The following is a 16,591-nucleotide window of genomic DNA, read 5'->3' as shown; positions in this document are numbered from 1 at the left end:
CCTCCGGCCCGCGGCCCTTTTCCCCTTGCCCGTTCCCCGCTATCACTTGGGCCGCCGCGGGCGCAGAAGGGTCCGCGCCGAGACGCAGCAAGCGGGGAGGAGGAGCATGGCCTACTGGCTGGTCAAGTCGGAGCCCGGCACCTGGTCCTGGGACGACCAGGTCCGCGACGGCACGGCCGAATGGGACGGCGTGCGCAACTACCAGGCGTCCAACAACCTGAAGGCCATGAAGATCGGCGACCGGGCCTTCTTCTATCACTCGGTCAACGAGAAGCAAGTCGTCGGCATCGTTGAGGTGGTGAAGGAGTACTACCCCGACCCGAGCGACGAGTCCGGACGCTTCGGCATGGTCGATGTCAAGGCGGTCAGGCCCTTCGCAAAGCCGGTGACCCTGGCCCAGATCAAGGCCGAGCCGCGGCTCGAGGGCATCGCCCTGGTGCGCCAGTCGCGGCTCTCGGTCATGCCGATCGAGGAAGCGCACTGGCGGCTGATCTGCGCCCTGGGCGAGACCGAGGGGTGAGCGCCGGGGACGGCTATCTCTGCCGCCTGGAGGACATCGAGGACGGCGAGGGCAGGGGCTTCGTCTTCGGCGAGGGCTTGGCGCGCCGCGAGATCTTCGTGGTGCGCGAGGCCGAGGCGGTCTACGGCTACGCCAACGCCTGCCCCCATGCCGGCACGCCCCTGGACTGGGAGCCCGATCGCTTCATGAACGCCGACGGCAGCTACCTCATGTGCCACACCCACGGCGCCCTGTTCCGGATCGAGGACGGCTACTGCATCGCCGGCCCCTGCGCCGGGGCGAGCCTGACGACGGTCGCGCTCCAGGTCGCCGAGGACGGCGGGATTTACCTCGACCTGACGGCCGAGGGGCCCAGCGACGGCTGAGCCCCGAAATCTGCCGGTGCCGGGACTTCGGAGGTTCACCCCCTCCCAACCCGCGCGCAGCGCCGCGCGTACGCGCCCCATCGAGGGGGAGGGGTTATGTGCGCGCCGGCCGGCGCAAACTAGGGGGCAGAGATCGCGCCGCAGCGCCCGGCGGCGGCGCCCCTTGTCTTTTGTCGCGTCTTGCCGAGAATAGGCTTGCAGAATTGACCTATGACAAAGGGAGAGCGGCGGCCGGATGCTAGCTTCCGGCGGCAAAGCGATCCTCAGCAGGGAGGCCAAGAAGCATGACGGAGCATCACGTCTTTCCCGTTCCCGAGTCCTGGGCGGAGCGGGCCTGGGCCGACGAGGCGACCTACTTCAAGATGTACGAGCAGTCGATCGCCGACCCGGAGGCCTTCTGGGGCGAGCACGGCAAGCGCATCGACTGGTTCAAGCCCTTCACCCAGGTCAAGGACGTGTCCTACGGTCCGGGCGACGTCCACATCAAGTGGTTCCACGACGGCACCCTGAACGCCTCCTACAACTGCCTGGACCGGCACCTGGAGACGCGCGGCGACCAGACCGCGATCATCTGGGAGGGCGACGACCCCAAGGACGACAAGAAGATCACCTACCGGGAGCTGCACGAGGCGGTCTGCCGCCTGGCAAACGGCCTGAAGGAGATCGGGGTCCAGAAGGGCGACCGGGTCACGATCTACATGCCGATGATCCCCGAGGCCGCGGTGGCGATGCTGGCCTGCACCCGGGTCGGCGCGATCCATTCGGTCGTCTTCGGCGGCTTCTCGCCGGACTCCCTCGCCGGGCGCATCCAGGACTGCGATTCCAACGTCGTGATCACCGCCGACGAGGGCCTGCGCGGCGGCCGCAAGGTGCCCCTGAAGAAGAATGCCGACCTGGCGCTGGCCTCCTGCCCCTCGGTGAAGAAGTGCGTCGTGGTCAAGCGCACCGGCGGCAAGGTCGACTGGGACGACGGCCGCGACGTCTGGTACCACGAGCTGACCGAGGCCGCCTCGCCCGACTGCCCGCCGGCGGAGATGAACGCCGAGGATCCGCTGTTCATCCTCTACACCTCGGGCTCGACCGGAAAGCCGAAGGGCGTGCTGCACACCACCGGCGGCTACATGGTCTACACGGCGATGACCCACCAGTACGTCTTCGACTACCACGACGGCGACATCTACTGGTGCACGGCGGACGTCGGCTGGGTCACCGGGCACAGCTACATCGTCTACGGTCCGCTGGCCAACGGCGCGATCACCCTGATGTTCGAGGGCGTGCCCAACTATCCCGACGCCTCGCGCTTCTGGCAGGTCTGCGACAAGCACAAGGTCAACAGCTTCTACACCGCGCCGACCGCGATCCGCGCCCTGATGCGCGAGGGCGAGGGGCCGGTCAAGGCGACCGACCGCGGCAGCCTGCGCCTGCTGGGCACGGTCGGCGAGCCGATCAACCCCGAGGCCTGGATGTGGTACCACGAGCTGGTCGGCGACCAGCGCTGTCCCATCGTGGACACCTGGTGGCAGACCGAGACCGGCGGGATCCTGATCACGCCGCTGCCCGGCGCGACGCCGCTCAAGCCCGGCTCCGCGACCCGGCCCTTCTTCGGCGTGCAGCCGGAGATCGTCGACGCCGACGGCAAGGTCCTGCAGGGCGCGACCGAAGGCAACCTCTGCATCGCCGATTCCTGGCCGGGCCAGATGCGCACGGTCTACGGCGACCACGAACGCTTCGTGCAGACCTACTTCTCGACCTATGCCGGCAAGTACTTCACCGGCGATGGCTGCCGCCGCGACGAGGACGGCTACTACTGGATCACCGGCCGGGTCGACGACGTGATCAACGTCTCCGGCCACCGCATGGGCACCGCCGAGGTCGAGAGCGCCCTGGTCGCCCATCACCAGGTGGCCGAGGCGGCCGTGGTCGGCTATCCCCACGACATCAAGGGCCAGGGCATCTACGCCTACGTGACCCTGAACGCCGGAGAGGAGCCTTCGGAGGAGCTGCGCAAGGAGCTGGTCCAGTGGGTCCGCAAGGAGATCGGCCCGATCGCCTCGCCGGACCTGATCCAGTGGGCGCCGGGCCTGCCCAAGACCCGCTCCGGCAAGATCATGCGCCGGATCCTGCGCAAGATCGCCGAGAACGACTATGGCAACCTGGGCGACACCTCGACCCTGGCCGATCCCAGCGTGGTGACCGACCTGGTCGACAACCGGATGAACCGCTAGATCCGGGGGCTTCAGCCGACCGCTTGGCGAGGGCGCGCCTGCCGCGCGTCCTCCGCCTCGTGGGGCAGGTTCCGCGCCAGCACGGCCATGATCCGGTCGAGGTCGCGCCGGCATTGCCGGCCCTGAAGCGGCGCATCGATCCGATCGAAGACCTCCAAAGCGGCCCGCAGGTCCTCGCCGGCACGGCGCAGGGTCGACTCGCTCTCGACCAGGGCGCCGAGGCTCATCGCCCGCGTGGACAAGGCGACGGCCCAGTCGAAGGGATGGCTCTCCCGGGTCAGGATGCTCAGCGCCGAATCGCTGGCCGAGTAGGCCTCGGTCAGCAGTTCGGGCTTTTTCGTGCAAACGCAGAGCGCGAGGAGCGCGCGGGACAGCTCGTCCTGCACGACCGCCCAGTCGTAAGCGTTCCTGGAGGTCCGCAGCGGGACCGCGGCGCGCAAGCTGGCCACCGCCTCGCGCAGCGTCTCCGGGCCGCCGCTCCGTTCGCCCAAGCAGCGCAGCGCCCGGCCCAGGGAGCCGTGCAGCTGTAGCCGAAATTCGATCGACACCTGCCGGTCCAAGCCGTGGTCCTGGGCCTCGGCAAGGATCCGCAGGCCTTCGCGCGCCAGCTTTGCGGCGTCCTCGAGCCGCGCGCTGCCGATCTCGCGCGCGCCCAAGAAGGCGAGGGCCTGGGACAGGTCGATGCGCAGGCGGATCCCGGCCGCCGACGGGTCGCTCTCCGCTTCGGCCGCCAGCACCGCCTCGCCGACCGCGACCGCTTCTGCGAGCGCCGCGGGACCGGCCTGGAGACGCCCGAGCCGGGTCAAGACGGCACAGAGCAGGGTCTGGGCATCGCGCCGTTCCGGGGCGTTCGCAACGCCGGCGTCGCCGGTGGCGCGCAGGACCGTTTCGGCCTCTTCGAGGGACGCCCGGCCGATCTCGCTCCGGCTCAGTTGCAGGAGCGTGGCGGCCAGCTCCGTCTGGGTCCGTGCCCATTTCGCGTCCCGGCCGGCCGCGCGCAGGGCCGGCAGCGCCTGCCGGAAGGCCTCGGCCGCCTGGCCCAGGGCGTCATTGTCGCTGTCGCGGGCAGCGAGCTCGCCGAGCGCCCGGCCGAGCGAGGTCTGCGTGCGCGCCCGCGCCAAGGGCCGCCCGCCGCCGCGAAGCCGCGACAGACGCCGCCGCTTGGCGTCGATGAAGGCTTGGAGGGCGGCGTCGCTGCCCCAGCGCCCGAGATGGAGGCCGTAGGCGGGACCGAGGCGCCTGACCAGACGAACCAGCAGGAAGAGCCCGAGCGCGCAGGCGCCGAGGACCAGAAGGGACTTGGACATGGCGGCGAGCAGGCCGGTCGCCGTAAGCTCCTCGACCCGCCAGATCCAGTGAGAAACGATGGCGATCAACACCAAAAGAAGGGCGCCGCCGGGAAGCGAATAGCGCGAGAAGGCTTTCTTCGTTGAAGGCCCTATCATCTCCGAATCTCTTATGTTCGCTGGCGCTGCCGGACGCGGGGACCGCGAAGGCGGGCCGCTCGGCGGCACAGCGAATCGATTCAATCCGGCTATGGTTAAGAAAGCTCTTAGACGCCCTGCCGGGGTTTGAAAAGGCCGACAAGTCCCCACTTGGGCTGTGGACTTCCGAAGCGCTTTCGGCTAGAACCTGCAGCCCGGCGCCGGGATGGCGCCGGCGTTCCCTTGCGGAACGATGCGAAAGGAAGCGAGGCCCCATGCGGGATCGACCACGCAATGCGAAGAGACCGTGGTTGGCTTCCGAGCCGCTTAGCCGACGCTAGCCTGTCCTAGCGCCCCGGCCGGCGGCCGGGCGCCAAGCCACACAAGCGAAACCAAGACCGCCGGACCCCAAGGGCGATGAGCCCGAGGTGTCCTTGGCGTTGCCCCGACGCCTTGTCCTCGAGGCTTGGGAGTCTGACGCCGCGGCAGGACGACGGGCAAGACGATGAACAACAGGAACATCCTCAACACCTGGGACCTCGATCGCTTTCTGAGCTGGATCGACGTGCCCGAGGACGAGAAGCCCATCCGGCAGTGGCTGGATCGCGTGGCGCGGCGCTGGATCCTGAAGGAGTTCCATGCCGTGGGGCGGGTCCTGAGAATCGCGAGCCGGTCTTCCGACGACCAGGGCCAGTTCGCCATCGCCTGGCGCAACGGCGCCGACTCCCGGGGCGTCAACCCCCGGCAGGGCCCGGTTCCGCAGTGGCTGGAGGCGGCCCTGCCGCAGGGCGTCTATTGGCTGGACCTGGGCGGGCCGAGCGCGCGTCGGCTGGAGTCGGAACTCCACGCGATCGCGCTCTACTTCTTCAGCCTTAAGGGCAGCGCCCAGTACACGCGCCTCGACCGCATCGCCTTTCCCGATGCCGCTGCGGCCGCGCACCGCTTCCGCGCGCTCGTCGCCGGACGCGAGGGGCCGGCGCTGGACAACACCCTGCTGGACTTCGACGACGGCTATCGCTTCGCCTTGCTGAGCAGCGAGAAGGATCTGGCCATCGAGGGCAATCGCATGCGTCACTGCGTCGGCGACTACGGCTACGAGGTGGATCACGGCAGCGACATCGTCTCGCTGCGGGACCGCCGGAACCGGCCCCACGTGACCCTGGAGATCCTCGGCAGCCGCCAGGTGGTCCAGATCAAGGGCAAGGCGAACGGTCCGGTCGCGCCCCGCTACGGCAAGTATGTCGCGGCCTTCATCCGGGAAATGGGCCTGGACATCGTCGGAGACCGCGAGAACGCCGGCATCACCTTCCGTCCCCTGGACCTCTCGAACCCGCAGGGCTGGCCGGCGGAGCGGGGGCTGCACGACCTGATCCGGAGGGAGATCGACGGCAGGATCTGCATCGACGACAACCCCTGCCTGGCGAGCTTCTACAGCGACGCCAGGTCGGGCCTGCGAAGGATGTCGGACGACACCTGGCACTGGTTCGTCGCGCTGTTTCAGGACCGGCATGGCCGCTTCCTCCGACTCGACCGCTGCCGGACCTACCAGGTCGGCGGCCAGCGCTTCGGGGTGTTCGCGGTCCGCTTCCCCGAGCGTCTCTTCGAGGTCCTTCGAGAGGCGGGCGGCAGCCGCGGCCTGGCTCTGCGGCGCCGGCTCGTCGATGAGCTGGAAGGCGCGCTCTTCGCCTTCTGCCGTCGGGACGACAGCGGCCTGGTCTCGCGCTGGTCCTTCACGGCCCCGCTGGCGCTGGACCTGCGCGGGCTGCGCCACGAGCACCAGCAGCGGGTCGGCCGCCGCCTGGCCGCGGCCCGGCAGGAGATGCGTCGGCGCGCCTTCGCGACCCAGGCGCCCTACGCGGCGCTCGCCCGCTGGGAGGACGATCGCCGGGCCTTCACCCGGATGCTGCAGGCGGAGTCGGAGGCCTATCTCTAGACGCCGTCACGCCTCCAGGACCGCGGCCAGCCGTTCGACACCGGCCTCGATCTCTCTTTCGGTCAGGGCGGCGTAGCCGAGCAGCAGGCCCTGCCGGGCGGGCGGGCCGAGGTAGAAGCTGGAGAGCGCGAAGGCGGTGATCCCGGCCGCGGCGGCGCGGCTTTCGATCTCGGCGTCGCTGCGGCGCGCAGCCAGCTCCGGGGCCAGGCCGGCGACCAGGTGCATGCCGGCCGGGTCCGGGTCGACCGCCAGCAGCCCGTCCAGGCGCCGGCGGATCGCCGCGACCAGCGCCGCCTGGCGCGCGGCATAGAGGCCGCGCATGCGCCGGACGTGGGCGGCGAAATGGCCCTCCTCGATGAAGGCGGCGAGGGCTGGCTGGGCGGTGCTCGAAGGATGGTCGTCGACCGCGCCGCGAACGCGCAGGAAGGCCTCGACCAGGCCGGGCGGCACCACAAGGTAGCCGAGGCGCAGCGAGGGGAAGAGCACCTTGGAGAAGCTGCCGAGGTAGAGCACGCAGCCCGGCCCCTCGGCCGCATCGAGCCCCTGCAGCGCCGCCAGCGGCCGGCCGGCGTAGCGATACTCGCTGTCGAAGTCGTCTTCCAGGATCCAGGCGCCGCCGGCCCGCGCCCAGTCGAGCAGCGCCAGGCGCCGGGCCAGGGTCATGGTCGTGCCCAAGGGGTACTGGTGCGAGGGCGTGACCATGGCCAGGCGCGCCGCGGGCGCGAGGCGACGGCCTGCCTCCAGGGACAGGCCCTCGGCGTCGACCGGGACCGGCGCCAGCCGGGCGCCGTTTGCGACCAGCGGGCCGCGCAGGCCCGGATAGCCGGGCTCCTCCAGCCAGACCTCGTCGCCCGGCTCGAGCAGCGCCCGCGCCGCCAGGTCGACGGCCTGCTGCGCCCCCGAGGTGACGACGACCTGCTCGGGCGCGCAGTCGACCGCCCGCACGGCCTTGAGATAGGTCACAATCGCCCGTCGCAGCGGCAAATAGCCGGCAGCATCGCCGTGGCTGAGGAGGGCCCGGGGCGGATGCCGCCAGGTCCGTGCCAGGGCCCGGCCCCAGAGGTCGAAGGGAAAGGCGTCCAGGTCGGCCAGGCCCGCGACGAAGGCCTTGTGCCGGGGCGGGCGCGCCTGCAGCACGCCGGCCAGGACCCGGCCCCGGGCGGAGAGCCCGCGGCTTTGGGCCGGCGGGCGCGGCACGGCGGCGTCGCGCGCCTTGGCGGCCAGCAGCTCCTCCGGCAGCACGCCGGAGACGTAGGTGCCGGAGCCGACCCGGCCCTCCAGGTAGCCCTCGGCGACGAGCTGATCGACCGCGGCCAGCACCGTGTTGCGCGAGCAGCCGAGCTCCCGCGACAGGCCGCGGCTCGCCGGCAGCCGGGTCCCGGGCGCCAGGCGGCCGGCCAGCACCGCCTCGCGCAGCTGGTCGTAGAGCTGGCGCTGCAGCGGCAGCGGCGCCTTGGGGTCAAGGCCCAGGGCGAGCAGGGCGGCGCGGGAGCTGCGTTGCGGCATGGAGGGGCCCGGTTCCAGAAGGAATTGGCCCTATTGAATAGCCGCTATCGGCCCTTCTCGGCAAACCACTTCCCGACTAACGTCCCAACCGACGAAAGCCAGGAGGAGCGCCATGCCACTGTCGGAGGCCGAGAGGCCCGTCGACTTTCGACCGACCGAAAGAACCCGGATCAAGCGCCTGCATCAGCGCGCGCATTACGATCGCGAGAGCGCCTATGCGATCCTCGACTCCGGCGTCCTTTGCCACGTCGGCTACGTGATCGACGGCCAGCCCTACGTCACGCCGACCGCCTATTGGCGCGAAGGCGACCGGGTTTACTGGCACGGCTCCTCGGCCAGCCGGATGCTGCGCCGGGTCAAAGAGGGCGTGCCCGTCTGCTTCACGGTGGCCATGCTCGACGGCCTTGTCCTGGCCCGCTCCGGATTCCACCACTCCGTCAACTACCGTTCGCTGATGGCCTTCGGCCAGGCGCAGGCGGTCGACGAGGACGCCGAAAAGATCCGCAGCCTGGACGTCTTCATCAATCGCCTGACTCCGGGCCGGGCGGCCGAGATCCGCCCCGCCAACAGCCAGGAGCTCAAGGCCACCACCTTGCTGCGGATGAAGCTCGACGAAGTCGCGGTGAAGATCCGCAACGGGCCGCCGGTCGACGACGAGGAAGACTATGCCCTCGACGTCTGGGCCGGCGTGGTGCCGATCCGGACCGTGATCGACCCGCCCGCGGACGACCCGCGCCTGAAGCCCGGCGTGGCCGCGCCGGACTACCTGCGGGAGATCCGGATCAACGCGGTGGAGGGCGACTGACCGCCCGCGCGAGGAGGGAGACCTCATGGATCCCAAGACCACCTGGCACGCGACCCTGGCGCAGGCCGCCGACGAGCCGCCCTCGCCCGGCCGCAGCTCGGCCCTGCTGATGGCGCGCGGCAGCATGACCCTGCGCTACTACGCGCCCGAGGGCGAGGACCGGCAGACGCCGCACGACCAGGACGAGCTCTACATCGTCGCGCGCGGGCGAGGGACCTTCCAAAGGGAGGATCGCAAGGTCGACTTCGGCCCCGGCGACGTGCTCTTCGCCGCGGCCGGAGAGACGCATCGCTTCCTGGAGTTCACCGACGACTTCGCCACCTGGGTTGTCTTCTACGGCCCTAAAGGCGGAGAAGCTGGCTGAACGGCATGAAGGCCGAAGCCCCGGCACCCCGGCCGGCCAAGGGCCCGCCCGAACGCGCGCCGCTCGACGGCCGCAGCATCCGCCTCGAGCCCATCGATCCGGCGCGGCACGCGGCCGAGCTCTTCGCGGCCTCCGCGGACGACCCCGCGCTATGGACCTACATGCCCTACGGGCCCTTCGACGATTCCGGGCAGATGACGGCCTGGCTGGAGGGCTGCGCGCAGAGCGACGACCCGCTGTTCCTGGCCCTGGTCGAGGCCGAAGGCGGCCGCGCTGCCGGGATGGCGAGCTTCCTGAACATCCGGCCGGAGCACGGCTTGCTCGAGCTCGGCCATATCTGGTTCTCGAAGACGATCCGCCGCCGCCGGCCCGCGACCGAGGCGATCTTCCTGATGCTCCGCGCGGCCTTCGACGACCTCGGCTACCGTCGGGTAGAATGGAAGTGCGACGCGGCCAACACCGCCTCGCGCCGTGCTGCGCTGCGCTTCGGCTTCGTCTACGAGGGCACCTTCCGCCAGCATCTGATCGTCAAGGGCCGCAACCGGGACACCGCCTGGTTCGCCATCCTCGATCGGGACTGGCCGGCCCTGCGGTCCTGCTTCGAGACCTGGCTGGACCCCGCAAACTTCGACGCGAGCGGAGCGCAAAGGCGTTCGCTTTCCGACCTGCGAGGGCAGGACTCCTCGGTTGATCCCGAGCAGGGCAAGATCTAGCCTACTCTGGATTAAGTATCGCGTTCTTCTCTCAACCATACGGCGACCAGGTCCGCCCGACCGAACCTGAGCGCCAGCCGGAGGAAGCCGTCATGCTGAAGCTAAGGCTCTTGGTGCTGGTACTGCTCTGCATGGTTCCCTGGCCGCTGGCCGGCCATGTGCTCGTTTCCGAGCCGGAGCGCCTGAGGAACGACAATCACTTCACGAAGGGCGGCTTCGCCGAGCGGCAGACCGGCGAATGCGGGCCGAGCGAGCTCGATCCGTCGGGTTTCTTCTGTCCCTTCCGCCTCGAAGACGATTGGAGCTTCGACAACCCCCTGGACATCATCGGCCAGACCCGCGTGCCGCAGCCCGGTCTGCCCGGAGCACCGGGTTTCGACATCGCCTGCACGCCGACCTCCGGCGTCGCCGCGCCGAGTCCCGAATGCCCTCTGCCGCCGGCTTTCCCGGGCGGTCCCGAGCGTCTCGGCCTCTGTGTGCCCCTCGGGGCGCCCGGCGGCCCGGCCGCCGGCACCTGCGACCTCTCGGCGGGCGCGCCCCGGCCCAACGCCGGGATCGCCTTGAGCAGCGCCCTGGTCGGGCGAGACGACGTCGATGTGGCCGCTTACGACTACGAGCCCCGCTTCGGCGAGGTCACTATGATCGGCATCGCCCAGACCCCGGCCTGCCGCGAGAACATCGACTTCTTTCCGACCGTCGCCTGGGCCGGTCCGTTGGAACTGACCGATGCGCGCAGCGGCGAGCCGTTGTTCCAAGCGCTAGACGAGGTCGAGGACCTGCCGGAGGAAGTCGGTGCAGGCCTGCCGGACGGCTACGGCATCCGCGTGACCCCGCCGGCGCCGCGCTACGTGCCGCGCCGTGGTTCGCCGCGCCCGGGCTACTACACGGGATTCGCCCAGAGCGCCTGGCTGTACAACCTCGGCACCCAGATCGAGCCCTGCGTCGAGGACGCGGAGGCCTGCATCGCCGATCCCGGCTCGACCCATTTCGACCACAACGACGTCTTCTTCCTGGCGGCCGAGGCGCCGCTCCGGCTCTACGCCTTGTGGTGGGCCGAGCGCGGTACCGGCCGTCGAAAGGTAAGGGACGCGGCCATGGTGATCGGCACCACCGACCGCTTCACGCCCGGTGACTTCGCGGCGCTGGAGTTCCAGAACAAGGCCGCGGGCAGCGGCCGGGACGTTCACGGCCGCTGTCGCGACCCGCGCCCGACCGGCCGGGTCGACATCACCGTCGAGGAAGCGCCTGCAGGCGAGCCCGGTGGCGGCCCACCGTTCTGAGCCTACAAAGCCCGGGGTTTACGGGCGATAGAGGCTGACCAGGCGCGCGATCAGGAGCGCGAGGTAGAGGACACCGACGGCGGCCTCCATCACGGCCCAGATGCGCACGAAGTTGCCGTCCGGGGAAATGTCGCCGTAGCCGAGCGTCGTCAGGGTCACGAAGCTGAAATAGACGTAATCCGTTCCGCCGGCCCAGGCGCGTAGCGCCAGCTGCTCGAAGGCGGCCGGGTCCAAGGTATCGATGACAATGTAGGTCAGCGCCCAGGTGACGCCGAGCAGCAGATAGACGGCGACGGCGCTGCAGAGAACGTCGAAGTCCACGATCGCCGCTTGCAGGATGCGCCGCAGCATCAGGGCGATGGTCCCGACGTTGAGGACAACGAAGATCAGCAACCCAACGACTCCGACACCGACCCGTTGAACCCCATCGCTCGTCCAGAGGAGGGCGATGGCCGCAACCGCCAGCACGAGAAAGGCGATTTGGATTCGACGCTCCCCGCTCGCGGCCCTCACCGTTGCCAGAATGACCAGGGCTAAGAGGACATCGACGGCGACTTGCCCGAACTGCGTCCCTTCAAGAATGGACGACAGGAGGATCAAAAGGACGAGAGCGACGAGAAGCTGAAGTGCCCCGGACCGATAGATCGACCCCGTTTGCAGTCTCATGTCCTGAACTCCCCCGTGGGCTTGGCCGCAGGGTGGAAGCTTTCAACCAAAACCGGCGCAAGACAAGTCGCCCGACCGGGGACGGCGGCGCGCGGCCGAAGCGGATTGCTGCAACGACTGGGAGCGTAGCGCCGAGACACTGGACCTCGAGGGCTATGGCTGACAGGTTAAGACCTCTTCGACCAGCCGGGGGAAACCGCGATCATGGCCCGCCGGGGCAGAGCCTTTCGACGAAGCATCGCGCGCCTCGCCGTCCTTTGCCTGGCCCTCGCCCCCGCACCGGCCGCCGCCGCCGACTGGCTGGTCCTGCTGGTCGACCGCTCCAACTCTATCGACCCGGAGGAGCTGCGCCTGCAGCGCGAGGCCTACATCCGCCTGCTGACCGACGAGGCCGTGGTCCAGGCGCTCAGCGACACCCGGGTCGCCATCGTCGAGTTTGACAGCCGGACCGAGCTGGTCACCGGCTGGACCAATGCCCAGGGCGCGGCGCAGCGATACAGCCGCAAGTCGCCGGACGGCCTGCGCGGCCAGACCGGCATCGGCTATGCGGTCCAGCTGGCCCTCGGGCTGCTCGCCGGCAAGCAGGGCCGCAAGGTGATCGACATCTCCGGCGACGGCGTGGAGAACGTCGACCGGCGGCTTCTGACCAAGGTCCGGCGCAAGGCCGCCGAGCGGGACATCGAGATCAACGGCCTGGCGATCGACAACGACCCCGAGGTCGACATCTCGGACTACTACCTGCAGCACGTCGCGACCGGCTTCGTGCTGCCGGTGGAGCGGCGCGAGGACTTCTACGAGGCGCTGCGCAACAAGCTCTTCCTCGAGGTCGTCGGCCGCGAGGCGCCGCCGGGGAACCCGGACGCCGCGGCGGACGACAAGGCCGCGCCGTGACCCCGCCGGCCGCGACCCGGCCTTGAGCGCCCCCTCTCGCAACGGCGACGGCGCGGCCTCTATCTGGCTCGCGATCACGCCCGGGGTCTTCGTCTTCCTTTGGAGCACCGGCTTCATCGGCGCCAAGCTCGGCCTGCCCTCGGCCGAGCCCATGACCTTCCTGGCGGTGCGCTTCATGCTGGTCAGCGGCGCGCTGCTCGCCTTCGTGCTGATCGTGCGGGCGCCCTGGCCGGAGTCCTGGGGCGCCGCCGGACACATCGCGGTCGCCGGCCTGCTGCTGCACGGGGTCTACCTGGGAGGGGTCTTCGCCTCCATCGACCTGGGCGTCGAGGCCGGGGTCTCGGCCCTGATCGTCGGGGTGCAGCCGCTGCTGACCGCGGTCGCCGCGGGTCCGGTCCTCGGCGAGCGGGTGACCCCGCGCCAGTGGCTGGGCCTGGGGCTCGGCTTCCTCGGCGTGACCCTGGTGGTCTGGCAGAAGCTGGCCCTGGGCCTCGGCACGCCGCTCGGCATGGCGCTCTCGGTCCTGGCGCTCTTCGGGATCACCGCCGGCACGCTCTACCAGAAGCGCTTCTGCAGCGAGATGCCGCTCAGGAGCGGCAACGCCATCCAGTTCGCCGCCGCCGCCCTGGCCACCGGCCTGCTGGCCTTCAGCTTCGAGACCCGGACCATCGACTGGACTCCGGCCTTCGTCTTCGCGCTCGCCTGGCTGGTGATCGTCCTGTCCTTCGGCGCGGTGACCCTCTTGATCATCCTGATCCGCCGGGGCGCCGCCTCGCGGGTCGCCAGCCTCTTCTACCTCGTGCCGCCCTCGACCGCGGTCCTGGCCTGGCTGATCTTCGACGAGCGCTTCGGCCCCCTCGCGCTGGCCGGCATGGCCCTGGTCGTCCTCGGCGTCGCCCTGGTCAACCTGGCCCCGCGGCAAGGCGGGCCGAGCTGAGATTTGCCTCCCTTTGCTGGCAAAAAAGCGAACCGGCGCCGACAGGAGTCGGATAGACTTGTTGCCCGTGACATGAGGCGGCCCGTCGAGGGCGATGGAGGAGTCGGGGTCGCCTCGCGGTTCCCCATAAATTTGTCGGACCGGGAACGACAACGGTGAGGACGCGCGAGAGCGCCCGTAGCGCGGCCTTCCGGTGTTGGCGGCCACGGGAGGGAGACGTGAAGACAGAGGCCGATGCGATCGCCGGAAAGCGTCAGCTGCACCGGCTCGGGCACTTCATCGACGTGGTCTATGCCGTGGTCATCGTCCTGGTGGTCTATGACCTCCCCCGGCCCCAGGACTGGGCCGATCGGGGCATGGCGGCCTATCTGGAAGCCGCGCAGGACACCTTCTTGATCGGCGCCCTGATCATCGCGATCGTGCTGATCTACTGGGTTCAGAGCAACATCCTGCTCGGCAAGCTGGCGGCGACGAACGCCCTCCACGCCTGTCTGACGATCCTGCAGGTCGTCGTCATCCTGCTGCTGGTCATCTGGCAGGACTTCGTGGTCGTGTTCGACGGAGACCCGATCTCGCTCGCGATCATGAGCGCCCTGGCCGCCGTTCTCGGGTCTCTGGGTGCCATCGGCTGGTGGTACGCGAGCCGGCGTCACCGCCTGCTGCTACCGGTCGTCGGCGAAGCGGAGGTGCGCAACCTGCGGGTCGGCGTCCTGGCCGAGCCGCTCACCGCGCTGATCACCTTGCCCTTCGCTTTCGTGTCCACCCTCGCCTGGGACATCAGCTGGCTGTCCTACCTCTTGATCGCGGCACTGCTCAAGCGCTGGCGCCTGCCGGTCGACGAAGCCGAGGTCTCGGAGGCCGCCTCTACTTCCAGACCCGGCCAATAGCGGGCTTCGGCCGTCAGCCGTTCCGGTAGACGTAGCTGTAGGCGTTGATCGCCGGCACGCCGCCGAGGTGGGCATAGAGGATCTTCGAGCCGGCGGGGAAGCGGCCCTTGCGGACCAGATCGATCAGGCCCTGCATGGATTTCCCCTCGTAGACCGGGTCGGTCATCATGCCTTCCAGGCGCGCGCAGAGCCGGATCGCCTCGTTGGTCTCCTGCGAGGGAAGGCCGTAGGCCGGGTAGGCGTAGCCCTCTTCCAGCACCACCTCGTCCTCGGCGATTTCCCGGCCGAGCCCGACCAGCACGGCGGTGTTGCGGGCGATCTCCAGGACCTGGGCCCGGGTCTGCGCGGGCGTCGCCGAGGCATCGATCCCGATCACCCTTTGGGCGCGGCCGTCCGCGGCGAAGCCGACCACCATGCCGGCCTGGGTCGAGCCGGTCACGGAGCAGACAACGATGGTGTCGAAGCGGATCCCGGCCTCGGCCTCCTGGGCGCGGACCTCCTCGGCGAAGCCGACGTAGCCGAGGCCGCCGTATTTGTGCACCGAGGCGCCGGCGGGAATCGCGTAGGGCTTGCCGCCCTTGGCCTTGACGTCCTCCAGGGCCCGCTCCCAGCTTTCGCGGATGCCGATGTCGAAGCCCTCGTCGACCAGCTCGACCTCGGCGCCCATGACGCGGCTCATCAGGATGTTGCCGACCCGGTCGTAGACCGCGTCGGGGAAGGGGACCCAGCTCTCCTGGACCAGGCGGCACTTCATCCCGAGCTTGGCCGCGACCGCCGCGACCTGGCGCGTGTGGTTCGACTGCACGCCGCCGATGGTGACCAGGGTATCGGCCCCGGAAGCGATGGCGTCGGGGACGATGTACTCGAGCTTGCGGATCTTGTTGCCACCGAAGGCGAGACCGGAGTTGCAGTCCTCGCGCTTGGCGTAGATCTCGACATCGCCGCCGAGGTGCTCGGACAGGCGGCTGAGCTTCTCGATCGGCGTCGGGCCGAACATCAGCGGATAGCGTTCGAACGTCTCGAGCATCGCGGGCCTCCGAAACGGCAACGGGACCGTCACAGTCTAACCGCGCGTCTGCGGCGCCGTCTTGCGGCTTTGCTTTGGATCCTCAGGGAAATGCCGGGACGCCTAGGAGGCCAGCCGGCCCAGGGCCCGTTCGAGGTTTGCGCGGGCCGGGGCTTCGAAGCGCTCGCGCAGGGCCGGGGTCGCGTAGAGGACCGGGCGCTCCATCAGGTGCTGCAGGAGCTGGCGCCGCTTCTGGCGGAACAGGAAGCCGGGCACCCAAGAGTATTCCTTGCGGATTGCCCGGTCGAAGGCGTCGAAGATCTCAGGCTCGCGGCCGAGGATCGAGAGGTCGATGTCGACCACCAGCGCCGAGTCGCCCGAGGGCGGGGTGTCGTCGTGCTTGGTCGCCCGGACATGCGTGGCCACCCGGTCCGCAACCGGCGCTTCGGCGCCGGCCTCGGCCAGGAACTCGGCCGCCCAGTCGGCGCTCTTCGCCTCGTTGTCGAAGGCCTTGGTGCTGTAGACCGCGTCGTGGAACCAGAGCGCCAGCTCGGCCTCCGCCGGCTTTGCGGCGAGGTCGGCGTAGTCGTCGAGCAGGGCCAGGCAGGCGGCGATGTGGTCCTGGGTATGGTAGTGACGCCCGCGGGCGCCGTAGGCCTCGGCCAGGGCAGCGTAGGTCTCGTCCTGCTCGCCCAGGTCCAGCGCGGACATCAAATCGCGCCAGCGCGCCAGGCTGAAGCCGCCGTGAGCGTTGTCACCCGTCATGTGCGGCGCTCAGAAATCGACACAGATGCCCTTGCGTTCCCAGTCGCCGTAGCGGGTCGGCTCGGGCCCTTCGGGCCCGCCGATCTCCTTGGGTTTCGCGCCCGGCTTGTCCTCGGTCTTCGCCTTGGCCGCGGCTTCCAGCTCGGCTTTGTCGATCCGCCGGGGCGGTGCCGAAGGCGGTGAGGGGGCCAGGCGGCTCGCCTTGGCCGGGGCCGGGGTGTGGGCTTTGAAGTCCTTGGTCATGCTTGCTCATATGGCCCGCCGCAAGGCCGAGAGCAAGTCTTGAAGCGGCTTTCGGCAATGC

Annotated in this window: 17 protein-coding genes; 11 read left to right on the top strand and 6 right to left on the bottom strand. The window is 69.7% G+C overall.

Annotated elements, in window-relative coordinates:
- Positions 1 to 106 precede the first annotated feature (106 nt).
- From QNJ30_08505 to acs, 3 genes are all read left to right on the top strand, one after another.
- Positions 107 to 520, top strand: coding sequence for an EVE domain-containing protein (locus QNJ30_08505; protein MDJ0943492.1), 414 nt, complete (start codon positions 107 to 109; stop codon positions 518 to 520).
- Positions 517 to 885, top strand: coding sequence for a Rieske (2Fe-2S) protein (locus QNJ30_08500; GenBank protein MDJ0943491.1), 369 nt, complete (start codon positions 517 to 519; stop codon positions 883 to 885). The genes QNJ30_08505 and QNJ30_08500 overlap by 4 nt, the downstream gene beginning before the upstream one ends.
- Before the next feature lie 284 nt (positions 886 to 1,169).
- Positions 1,170 to 3,110: an acetate--CoA ligase gene (gene acs, locus QNJ30_08495; GenBank protein MDJ0943490.1), complete on the top strand. Its 1,941-nt coding sequence runs from the start codon at positions 1,170 to 1,172 to the stop codon at positions 3,108 to 3,110.
- A gap of 11 nt (positions 3,111 to 3,121) precedes the next feature.
- On the opposite strand, the gene QNJ30_08490 is transcribed toward acs, so the two are convergent.
- Positions 3,122 to 4,555: a hypothetical protein gene (locus QNJ30_08490; GenBank protein ID MDJ0943489.1), complete on the bottom strand. Its 1,434-nt coding sequence runs from the start codon at positions 4,553 to 4,555 to the stop codon at positions 3,122 to 3,124.
- 484 nt (positions 4,556 to 5,039) lie between these two features.
- Here QNJ30_08490 and QNJ30_08485 point away from each other — a divergent pair, with 484 nt between their 5' ends.
- A complete protein-coding gene (locus QNJ30_08485) occupies positions 5,040 to 6,467 on the top strand; it encodes a PcfJ domain-containing protein (GenBank protein ID MDJ0943488.1) in 1,428 nt (475 codons plus the stop codon).
- Between the two features lie 6 nt (positions 6,468 to 6,473).
- Here the strand turns inward: QNJ30_08485 and QNJ30_08480 are convergent, their stop codons facing one another.
- A complete protein-coding gene (locus QNJ30_08480; GenBank protein MDJ0943487.1) occupies positions 6,474 to 7,973 on the bottom strand; it encodes a PLP-dependent aminotransferase family protein in 1,500 nt (499 codons plus the stop codon).
- Positions 7,974 to 8,085: 112 nt separating this feature from the next.
- On the opposite strand from QNJ30_08480, the gene QNJ30_08475 reads away from it, so the two are divergent.
- The 4 genes from QNJ30_08475 (at position 8,086) to QNJ30_08460 (ending at position 11,135) form a co-directional block, all read left to right on the top strand.
- Positions 8,086 to 8,778 carry a pyridoxamine 5'-phosphate oxidase family protein gene (locus QNJ30_08475; GenBank protein ID MDJ0943486.1) on the top strand — a complete coding sequence of 231 codons (693 nt, stop codon included), beginning with the start codon at positions 8,086 to 8,088 and terminating at the stop codon, positions 8,776 to 8,778.
- Between the two features lie 25 nt (positions 8,779 to 8,803).
- The gene (locus QNJ30_08470) at positions 8,804 to 9,142 is read left to right on the top strand and encodes a cupin domain-containing protein (protein ID MDJ0943485.1); all 339 of its coding nucleotides are present in this window, start codon (positions 8,804 to 8,806) and stop codon (positions 9,140 to 9,142) included.
- 5 nt (positions 9,143 to 9,147) lie between these two features.
- Entirely contained in the window at positions 9,148 to 9,855 is a 708-nt protein-coding gene (locus QNJ30_08465; GenBank protein ID MDJ0943484.1) for a GNAT family protein, read from the top strand.
- Between the two features lie 92 nt (positions 9,856 to 9,947).
- Entirely contained in the window at positions 9,948 to 11,135 is a 1,188-nt protein-coding gene (locus QNJ30_08460) for a hypothetical protein (protein MDJ0943483.1), read from the top strand.
- A gap of 18 nt (positions 11,136 to 11,153) precedes the next feature.
- Here the strand turns inward: QNJ30_08460 and QNJ30_08455 are convergent, their stop codons facing one another.
- Positions 11,154 to 11,801: a potassium channel family protein gene (locus tag QNJ30_08455; GenBank protein MDJ0943482.1), complete on the bottom strand. Its 648-nt coding sequence runs from the start codon at positions 11,799 to 11,801 to the stop codon at positions 11,154 to 11,156.
- A 204-nt stretch (positions 11,802 to 12,005) separates the two neighbouring features.
- Between QNJ30_08455 and QNJ30_08450 the strand changes: the two genes are divergently transcribed.
- The 3 genes from QNJ30_08450 to QNJ30_08440 all read left to right on the top strand — a co-directional run bounded on the left by QNJ30_08450 (position 12,006) and on the right by QNJ30_08440 (position 14,516).
- Positions 12,006 to 12,692: a DUF1194 domain-containing protein gene (locus QNJ30_08450; GenBank protein ID MDJ0943481.1), complete on the top strand. Its 687-nt coding sequence runs from the start codon at positions 12,006 to 12,008 to the stop codon at positions 12,690 to 12,692.
- A 22-nt stretch (positions 12,693 to 12,714) separates the two neighbouring features.
- Complete coding sequence (locus QNJ30_08445; protein ID MDJ0943480.1) at positions 12,715 to 13,629, top strand: DMT family transporter; 915 nt, start codon at positions 12,715 to 12,717, stop codon at positions 13,627 to 13,629.
- A gap of 218 nt (positions 13,630 to 13,847) precedes the next feature.
- Positions 13,848 to 14,516 carry a hypothetical protein gene (locus QNJ30_08440; GenBank protein ID MDJ0943479.1) on the top strand — a complete coding sequence of 223 codons (669 nt, stop codon included), beginning with the start codon at positions 13,848 to 13,850 and terminating at the stop codon, positions 14,514 to 14,516.
- A 13-nt stretch (positions 14,517 to 14,529) separates the two neighbouring features.
- On the opposite strand, the gene QNJ30_08435 is transcribed toward QNJ30_08440, so the two are convergent.
- The 3 genes from QNJ30_08435 to QNJ30_08425 form a co-directional block, all read right to left on the bottom strand.
- Positions 14,530 to 15,543: a 1-aminocyclopropane-1-carboxylate deaminase gene (locus QNJ30_08435; GenBank protein MDJ0943478.1), complete on the bottom strand. Its 1,014-nt coding sequence runs from the start codon at positions 15,541 to 15,543 to the stop codon at positions 14,530 to 14,532.
- Positions 15,544 to 15,645: 102 nt separating this feature from the next.
- On the bottom strand, positions 15,646 to 16,287 hold the full coding sequence (locus QNJ30_08430; GenBank protein MDJ0943477.1) for a hypothetical protein: 642 nt from the start codon (positions 16,285 to 16,287) through the stop codon (positions 15,646 to 15,648).
- Between the two features lie 9 nt (positions 16,288 to 16,296).
- Positions 16,297 to 16,530 carry a DUF1674 domain-containing protein gene (locus QNJ30_08425; GenBank protein MDJ0943476.1) on the bottom strand — a complete coding sequence of 78 codons (234 nt, stop codon included), beginning with the start codon at positions 16,528 to 16,530 and terminating at the stop codon, positions 16,297 to 16,299.
- Positions 16,531 to 16,591: the final 61 nt, after the last annotated feature.

The sequence above is a fragment of the Kiloniellales bacterium genome (genome assembly GCA_030066685.1).
Classification (GTDB): domain Bacteria; phylum Pseudomonadota; class Alphaproteobacteria; order Kiloniellales; family JAKSBE01; genus JAKSBE01.
The sequence above is the reverse complement of the archived record's forward strand: the minus strand, read 5'-3'. Positions and strand labels throughout refer to the sequence as shown.

Coding starts and splice junctions, on each gene's coding strand:
- QNJ30_08505 (MDJ0943492.1), top strand. CDS start 107: ATGGCCTACTGGCTGGTCAAGTCGGAGCCCGGCACCTGGTCCTGGGAC.
- acs (MDJ0943490.1), top strand. CDS start 1,170: ATGACGGAGCATCACGTCTTTCCCGTTCCCGAGTCCTGGGCGGAGCGG.
- QNJ30_08490 (MDJ0943489.1), bottom strand. CDS start 4,555: ATGATAGGGCCTTCAACGAAGAAAGCCTTCTCGCGCTATTCGCTTCCC.
- QNJ30_08485 (MDJ0943488.1), top strand. CDS start 5,040: ATGAACAACAGGAACATCCTCAACACCTGGGACCTCGATCGCTTTCTG.
- QNJ30_08480 (MDJ0943487.1), bottom strand. CDS start 7,973: ATGCCGCAACGCAGCTCCCGCGCCGCCCTGCTCGCCCTGGGCCTTGAC.
- QNJ30_08475 (MDJ0943486.1), top strand. CDS start 8,086: ATGCCACTGTCGGAGGCCGAGAGGCCCGTCGACTTTCGACCGACCGAA.
- QNJ30_08470 (MDJ0943485.1), top strand. CDS start 8,804: ATGGATCCCAAGACCACCTGGCACGCGACCCTGGCGCAGGCCGCCGAC.
- QNJ30_08465 (MDJ0943484.1), top strand. CDS start 9,148: ATGAAGGCCGAAGCCCCGGCACCCCGGCCGGCCAAGGGCCCGCCCGAA.
- QNJ30_08460 (MDJ0943483.1), top strand. CDS start 9,948: ATGCTGAAGCTAAGGCTCTTGGTGCTGGTACTGCTCTGCATGGTTCCC.
- QNJ30_08455 (MDJ0943482.1), bottom strand. CDS start 11,801: ATGAGACTGCAAACGGGGTCGATCTATCGGTCCGGGGCACTTCAGCTT.
- QNJ30_08450 (MDJ0943481.1), top strand. CDS start 12,006: ATGGCCCGCCGGGGCAGAGCCTTTCGACGAAGCATCGCGCGCCTCGCC.
- QNJ30_08435 (MDJ0943478.1), bottom strand. CDS start 15,543: ATGCTCGAGACGTTCGAACGCTATCCGCTGATGTTCGGCCCGACGCCG.
- QNJ30_08430 (MDJ0943477.1), bottom strand. CDS start 16,287: ATGACGGGTGACAACGCTCACGGCGGCTTCAGCCTGGCGCGCTGGCGC.
- QNJ30_08425 (MDJ0943476.1), bottom strand. CDS start 16,530: ATGACCAAGGACTTCAAAGCCCACACCCCGGCCCCGGCCAAGGCGAGC.